Raw genomic sequence first — 7,502 nt, 5'->3', positions numbered from 1 at the left:
GGGCGGGGGCCGGGGCGGGGGCCGGGGCGGATGCCGGGACGGGGTCCGGGACGGGGTCCGGGACGGGGTCCGGGACGGGGGCGAGCCCGGTCTCCGCCTCCGCCTCCGCCTCCGCCTCCGCCTCGGAGCGGGTGCTGCTGGACCCCAGCGTCCTCGACCCGTCGGGTCGTACCGTCCTCGACGCCTGGGAGCCCTCCCTGGAGGGCGATCTGGTCGCCTGTCAGGTGTCCCGGGACGGCACGGAGGACTCGCTGCTCCGGGTGATCGACGTGACCACCGGCGAGGTCGTGGACGGCCCGTTGGACCGGGTGCGGAAGTCGTCGGTCGGCTGGCTTCCCGGCGGCGGGGCGTTCTACTACGTCCGGCGGCTGGATCCCCGGCTGAACCCCGGCGAGGAGCGCTACCACCGCAGGGTCTGTCTGCACCGGGTCGGCACGTCACCGGACGCGGACGCCGTGGTCTTCGGCGAGGGGCGGGACAAGACCCGGTTCTACAGCGTCTCCGTGACCGGGGACGGCCGCTGGCTCGGCATCACGGCCACGCTCGGCACCGGCCGTGGGACCGACCTCTACCTGGCCGATCTGTCGGCCGCGCCGCTCGACCGGCCGCTGCTTCGGCCGGTCCAGGAGGGCATGGGGGCCGCCACCCGGCTGCACGCCGTGCCCGGTACGGGCCCGGCGGACCGGGTGTGGCTCCGCACCGACCGCGACGCGGCGCGCGGTCGCGTCGTCGCGTGCCGGCCGGACGAGCTCCACCTGGGCCCCGACGCCTGGCACGAGGTCGTCCCCGAACGGCCGGACGCGGTGCTGACCCACCTGGTCGTGCTCTCCGGTCCCGAGCTGAAGAACCCCCTCGGCCTGGTCGCCTGGACCCGCGACACCGTGGCCGAGGTGACGTTGCACGACCTGGTCGAGGGCCGTCAGGTGGCCACGGTGCCGCTCCCCGGCACCGGTGCGGTCGGCGACTTCTCGGCCGTGGCGTCGGACGGTCACGAGGCGTGGTTCGCGTACACGGACTTCGTCACGCCGGTACGCGTACTCCACTTCGACGCGCGTACGCGCCGCCTGAGGCGCTGGCAGCGGGACGCGGACGGCCCGGCGGCCGGCGGTCCGCGAGACGGCGGTCCGGCGACGGGCGGTGCGGCGGACAACCGCCCGACGACGGGCGGCGCGGTGACCCGCCAGGTCGCGTTCCCTTCGCGGGACGGGACGACGGTACGGATGTTCGTGATCTCCCCCAGCGGGCGCCCGGACCGGCCGCGCCCCGTGCTGCTCACGGGGTACGGCGGCTTCGGCCGCACCATGTCGCCCCGCTACCGTGCGCAGGTCCTGGCCTGGGTCAGGGCGGGTGGGGTGTTCGCCTGGGCGGGTCTTCGCGGCGGCGGCGAGGAGGGCGAGGCGTGGCACCGGGCAGGGAGCGGGGCGCACAAGCAGAACACGTTCGACGACTTCGCCGCGGCGGCCGACCGGCTGGTCGAGGCGGGCTGGACCGAGCCCGGCCGGATCGCGATCATGGGCGGCTCCAACGGCGGGCTGCTCGTCGCAGCGGCCCTCACCCAGGAACCGGGGAAGTACGCCGCCGTGGTGTGCTCGTCCCCGCTCCTGGACATGGTCCGCTACGAACTGTCCGGCCTCGGCCCCAGCTGGACGCCGGAGTACGGCAGCGCGCAGGATCCGGCGCGGCTGCCGGTGCTCTTCGGCTACTCGCCCTACCACCGGGTCATGCCCGGGACCGCGTACCCGGCGGTGCTGCTGACCGCCGCGGACGGCGACACGCGCACCGACCCCCTGCACGCCCGCAAGATGTGCGCCGCACTCCAGCACGCCACGTCGGGCAACGGCCCGATCCTGCTGCGACTCGAACACGGCGTCGGCCACGGGGACCGGGCCGCGTCCCGCGCGGCGGCACTCCAGGCGGAGTGCCTGGCCTTCCTGGCGTCCCACGTGGGCCTCCCGGCCCCGGGCTCCGCCGCGGGTGCGCCGCCGCGGTGACCTCCGGCGCCGACGCGTCACGGCCTCGACGCGTCGGCGCCGCGCTCGGCCGGTGCGCGCCGCCGAGACCACCGCCCCCGTCGACCGCCGCCCCTACGTCAACACCGGTGTCCCGTACCCCGCGCCCCGTGCGTACAGCCGTATCAAGTGCGGCATGTCGTACTGCGCCGCGTGTGCGGTGACCTCGCCGCCCGGCGACGTGACCATTCCCGCGTCGATGAGCGCCTCCACCACCCTCACCGCATGCCGCTCGTCGCAGCCGAGCGCCTCCGCCGCCTCCGTCAGGCCGAACGGGCCGTCCCCGGTGCCCGCGGCCAGCCGGCCCGCGTCCCTGCCCCGCTCCTCCGGGAGCGTCTCCCAGCCGTGGGCCAGCCGCTGCCGTACGGACACGTCCCCGGCGGTCAGTTCGTCCAGGGCGCCGGTGGGATCCGTCAGCCGGTCGGCGAACTCCCGCAGCGGTACGTGGCGGAGCACCGCGAGCCGCATCCCACTCACCCGGACCGCGAGCGGCGACCCGCCGCACGCCCGTACGATCCGCAGCGCGGCCTCCCGGTCTGCCCGCACCCGCCGCAGGCCGACGAGCCCGGCCAGGAGTTGTACGGCCTCGGCCGTGTCGAGCGGCGGGACGGTGATCCGGTGCACCGGTGCGAGACCGCCCAGTTGGCCGCGTGCGGTGAGCAGCACCCGGCCCTGTCCGCCGCACGGGAGCAGCGCTCGTACGGCGCGTTCCTCGGGTACGTCGTCCAGGATCACCAGCACCCGGTGCTGCGCCAGCCACTCCCGCCACGCCTCGGGAGTCGACAGTCCGGTCCGACCTGTTCGTTCGCCGAGTTCCGCGAGTACGGCGGACACGGGCCGGGTGCGGCCCTCCGTGTCCCGCAGGGAGACGCAGATCCGCCCCTCGGGGAAGCTGCTGCCGAGGAGGTGGGCGGCTCTCACCGCCAGCGTGGTCTTCCCCGATCCCGCGGGGCCGGACAGCAGCACGACATCGCCCGCGTCTCCCGCCTCGCCCGTACGGACGCCACCGACCGCACCGCCGCCACCGCCACCGCCACCGCCACCGCCACCGCCACTTTCCAACAGGTCGAGTACGTCGTGGAGTTCCTCGCCGTGTCCCGTGAAGTCGACCAGGTCGGGCGGCAGCAGCACGGTCGCCTTCGGCGGGGCGACGGGAGGTCTCCCAGCCGGCGGCCCGCCGGCCGTGCCCGCCCCGGCGGCCCGGGTGTCCCCCGCGAGGATCGCCCGGTAGCGGGCGGCCATGGCGCCGCTCGGCTCCAGGCCCAACTCCCTGGCCAGCAACTGCCGGTAGTCGTCGTACACCGCGAGCGCCTCCGGCTGTCGGCCGGAGCCGCTCAGCGCACACATCCACGCGGAGCGGAGCCGCTCCCTCAGCGGATGCCGCTCCACCAGGTCGCGCAGCCCCTCGACCACGGCCGGCGCGCCGCCCAGCTCCAGCTCCGCCTCCGCCCAGCTCTCGTACGCCGTCACATGCCGCAACCTCAGCCGCTCGGCCTCCTCGGCCAGTGTGGGTGACTGCCGGAGGTCGTCGCCCAGCGGTGGCCCCTGCCACAGGTCGAGGGCCTGTCTCAGCAGTCGGGCAGCCGCCTGGGGCGCCTGCCCCTCGGCGGCCCGTACCAGGGAGCGGAACCCCAGGAGGTCGAGTTCCTCCTCCGCCGCTCGCAGGACGTATCCGCCTCCGGTGTGCGTGAGCCGTGGCCGGTCCCCGGCCTCCCGGTCGTCCTGCCCGAACAGCGCGCGGAGGGCGCTGACGTACACCTGGATGTTCTTGCGTGCGGTACGAGGGGGCTCCTCCGGCCAGACCGCTTCGGTCAACGCGTCGACGGAGACCGGGGAGTTGACGGATGCCAAGAGCGTCGCCAGCACCATGCGCTGCTTCAACGGGCCCAGGGGCAAGGCGCGTTCACCCCGGGTGACCGTGAGGGGGCCGAGGACGGTGAACCGGAGTGTGCCGGGTGAGACGGCGGGCGGCGCGGACGGACTCGGCATCGAGCGAACCTCCGTATGGTGACGGGAGTTGGTCGGTCTGCTCGATGATCCGTCGCGCCGGACCTTCACACATCGGTACCGGACCCTCACAGTCGCACCGCCGCGGAACACGTCCTGGGGGACCGGGCCCCCATGGGGTCGGGAACGCCCCCCATCCCGGGTCCGCCGAGCCCCCACATCGCCGGACCGGCACTGGACCGGGGGTGCGGGCAGTCGGGGCCCGCCGTCTGGTTCCGGGTCAGGCCGACGGCCGCCGGGACGCGATCCCGGCCAGCCCGGCCAGCCCGGCCGGCCCGGCCGGTCCCCCGTCCTCTGCCCGCTCCGCGGACAGCGCGCACAGCGCCGAGCGGTCCACACAGCCGGTCTTGGCCATCAGGCTCGCCATGTGCTTCTCCACAGTCCTGGGCGAGATGCACAGCCGCTGGGCGATCTGCAGATTGCCCGGACGCTCCATGAGCAGCACGAACACCTCGTACTCGCGCGGCGTGACGCCGGCGGTGCGCAGCTCCGCCGGGATCCGCTCCCGGCCGCCCCGGCGCTGCGGCACGCTGACGCCCGCCTGCCGCAGCAGCGCCCGGCAGGCGCCGGCCACGGGCTGTACGCCCGCCTCGTGGAAGTACTCCTCGGCCGTCCGCAGCCAGGCGACCGGTTCGCCCCAGGAGTCGGCGAGCGCCGCCTCGGCGACCAGCCGCAGGGCGAGATGCCAGGCCTGCGGGAACACCGTCGCCGCGCGGCCGGCCTCCTCCACCGCGCGCCGCGCGCCGTCGGGGTCGCCGTCCCGGCCGCGCAGGACCGCGTCCGCCATCCCGAGGAACATCCGGTTCCAGGCCAACTGACCGCCCGGTGAGGCGAGCGCCTCCCGATACGCCTCCCGGCCTCCGCCGGCGCCTCCGTGGGCGCCGCCGCCTCCGTACGTGCCGCCACCGCCGCCCGCCTCCCCGTCGCCCCCCGCCTTCCCACCGGTGCGATCGCCGTCGAGGATCCGCAACAGCGGGCGGAGCCCGTACCGCCCGCTGAGGTAGAAGAAGCTGGGGTGCTCCCGCTCCCAGGCGAGCGCCGCGTCGAGCTCGGCCGCGGCCCGTCTCCGGTCCTCCGCCATGAGCGCGCCGACGGCCTGACACAGTCCACGTTGCAGGGGTACCAGCATCGACTCCTCGCCGCCCGCGCGGCGGAACCGGACGAGGGCTCGTTCCTGTTCGCGGCCCCGCCCCTGGTGAGCGGCGAGCGTGGCGTCGACGAGGAGCAGATAGCGGTGCGCCGACAGGTTCTGGAGGCGGGCACTCGCCTCCACGGAACGATCGACGATCTCCCGGGCCCGGTCCCATCGTCCGGCGAGGACGCTCTGCATGGCGAGCAGCCCGTCGACGGTCTGGAGCACGGTCAGCGAGCCGAGTTCGTGCGCCGCCGCGCGGGCGGTCTCCAGCTGCGTCGCCTCTCCGGTCCGCATGAACGCGTTGGTGCCGAGCCGTACCAGGGCCTCGGCCCGCGACACCGCGAGCCGGTGCTTCTCGGCGACCTCCAGCATCCGCACCAGACAGGCGTCGGCCTCGTCGAACCCGCGCTGCCGGGACAGCAGGGCGAGGAGCTGCCAGGCCTGGCAGGCCACGACGGGCCGGCCGCGCTGTTCCGCGGTGAGCGCGGCGCTTCTGGCGGAACGTTCCGCCTCCTTCAGCCGCTCGCGACCGCCCCGGCCCGCCGAGCCCCGTCCGGCACCCTCTCCGCCCCGGCCGGCCGGGCTCCCGGGGTCGCCCTCTCCGTCTCGGTCGGCCGGACGCGGTCCGCTGCCCACGCCCTCCTGGCCGTCCTGCTCCGGCAGGAGCGCCAGATGGCCCTCGACGACCACGAGCGCCGCCTCCTGCTCCGGGCGCGGCTCGGCCCCGAGCAGGGCGCGGGCCGCCCGGATCCGGCGCCGTGCCTCCTGCTGCCGCTCGGCCATCGTCGCGACCCAGGCGACCTGGGTGTGCGCCTGGGCCCGCTCCTCCGCCGCGGGGGATCCGACCGGCACCGGTGCCAGGTCGTCGAGCAGCGCGGAAGCCACGTCGGTCCGCCCGGACTCGGCCTGGGCGATGGCCAGTTGGACCGTGACTTCGTCCCGTTCTCCGTCGGCCGCGAGGCCCCGGGCGCGTTCGAGGAGCACGGCGGCCGATCCCGAGGCGCCGGCGTCCAGCATCTGTCGGCCGACCTGGGCGAACTGTCGGGAGGCCGCCACCTTGTCACCGGCCGCGAGTCGGAGCGTGGCCACCAACTGGCGCTGCTCTCCCGAGAGTTCGCCCGGCCGATCACAGGAGAGCGGCGGGACGGCGGACTCCTCGATCGCCTGGGCCGCGCGGCGGGCGAGCGCGGCCTGCTCGGCGGGCGGCAACGACGCCCTGAGCGCGTCCGCGGTCAGGACATGTCGAAACGTGTAGTGGTCGTGGGCCGCCCCGTCCGGGGCGATGATCCCGGCCTCGGAGGCGGACCGGAGGTGGGCGAAGAGGGCCCGGTCGTCGAGCCCGGTCACCACTCTCAGCGCCCCGACCGAGAACCGGCCGCCGAGCGTCGCCGCGATGAGGAGCAGTTCGCGCACCGGCTCGTCGAGCCGGGCGAGACGGCGCGCCCAGCTGCGGACCGCTCCCGTGGGAACGGTCGCCTCGCCGTGGTCGGCGAGCAGCCATCCATCGTCCGCCCTGCTCAGCCGCCCCATGTCCAGCAGGTCGGCCAGCAGCACCTCCACGAGGTACGGGTTCCCGCCCGCGCGCTGCGAGAGGTGCCGATGTGCGGCCGGGGGCACCTCGCCCGGGGCCGCGTCCAGACACGCGTCCACCATGTTCCGTACGGCTGTCTCGTCCAGCGGCCCCAGCTCCGCCACCGAGGCCGTGTTGCGCAGCTCGGCGGCGAGCGCGAGGTCCAGCGCCGGTCCCGGATCGGGCCGGAGCGTGCCGACCAGCAGGACCGGGAGGTCCGCCACGTTGTCGGCGACGTACTCGACGACCGCGATCGTCTCGGTGTCGGAGTCGTGCAGGTCCTCCAGGAGGATCACGCAGCCGCGTTCGCGCCCCAGCACGGCGAGCAGCCTGAGGAGCGCCTCGGCCAGTTCGACGAGCGAGATGGCGTATCCGGGCGCTGTCGCGGCGGCCCGCCATTCCGGCACCAGGCCGGCCAAGGCGGGCCGGTAGGGGTCGAGTTCCGGATCGTCCGGTGCTCCGGCCGCCCGGAACCGTGAGGACAGTGCCTCGACCAGCGGCCGGAAGGGGACGACGAGCCCGGTGGACGTGGCGCGGCCGCGCAGCACCGGCATGTCCCGGTCGTAGGCGCGAAGAGCGCACTCGCCGGCCAGCCTGGACTTGCCGATCCCCGCCTCGCCGACGAGGAACACGGCCCTTCCGGCGCCCCTCCGGGCGCTCTCCAGGGCCTCGTCGAGTAACTCGATCTCGGCGTCCCGCCCCACGATGACCGACGACGTCGCACGCATGTCCGCAGGCTACTTGATCCTTTTCGTGCACGGCAGTGGGCCGGGGAGCCCCC

3 protein-coding genes are annotated in these 7,502 nt (G+C 75.3%); 1 reads left to right on the top strand and 2 read right to left on the bottom strand.

Annotated features, from left to right (window positions below; all coding sequences use genetic code 11):
* The coding region (locus E0F75_RS21655) for a prolyl oligopeptidase family serine peptidase (protein ID WP_229312774.1) at window positions 1-1,991 on the top strand (1,991 nt) is incomplete at its 5' end.
* A gap of 93 nt (window positions 1,992-2,084) precedes the next feature.
* Here the strand turns inward: E0F75_RS21655 and E0F75_RS21650 are convergent.
* Both E0F75_RS21650 and E0F75_RS21645 read right to left on the bottom strand, forming a co-directional pair.
* The gene (locus E0F75_RS21650; protein WP_187624207.1) at window positions 2,085-3,998 is read right to left on the bottom strand and encodes a BTAD domain-containing putative transcriptional regulator; all 1,914 of its coding nucleotides are present in this window, start codon (window positions 3,996-3,998) and stop codon (window positions 2,085-2,087) included.
* Between the two features lie 238 nt (window positions 3,999-4,236).
* Window positions 4,237-7,449: an AAA family ATPase gene (locus E0F75_RS21645; protein ID WP_187624206.1), complete on the bottom strand. Its 3,213-nt coding sequence runs from the start codon at window positions 7,447-7,449 to the stop codon at window positions 4,237-4,239.
* Window positions 7,450-7,502: the final 53 nt, after the last annotated feature.

Origin of the sequence: Streptomyces sp. CB02980, assembly GCF_014451325.2 — a bacterium.
Lineage (GTDB): Bacteria > Actinomycetota > Actinomycetes > Streptomycetales > Streptomycetaceae > Streptomyces.
This window is presented reverse-complemented; position numbering and strand designations above follow the sequence as displayed.

Excerpts from the sequence above, each read along its gene's own strand:
- E0F75_RS21645 (WP_187624206.1), bottom strand. The coding sequence starts at position 7,449 with ATGCGTGCGACGTCGTCGGTCATCGTGGGGCGGGACGCCGAGATCGAG.
- E0F75_RS21650 (WP_187624207.1), bottom strand. The coding sequence starts at position 3,998 with ATGCCGAGTCCGTCCGCGCCGCCCGCCGTCTCACCCGGCACACTCCGG.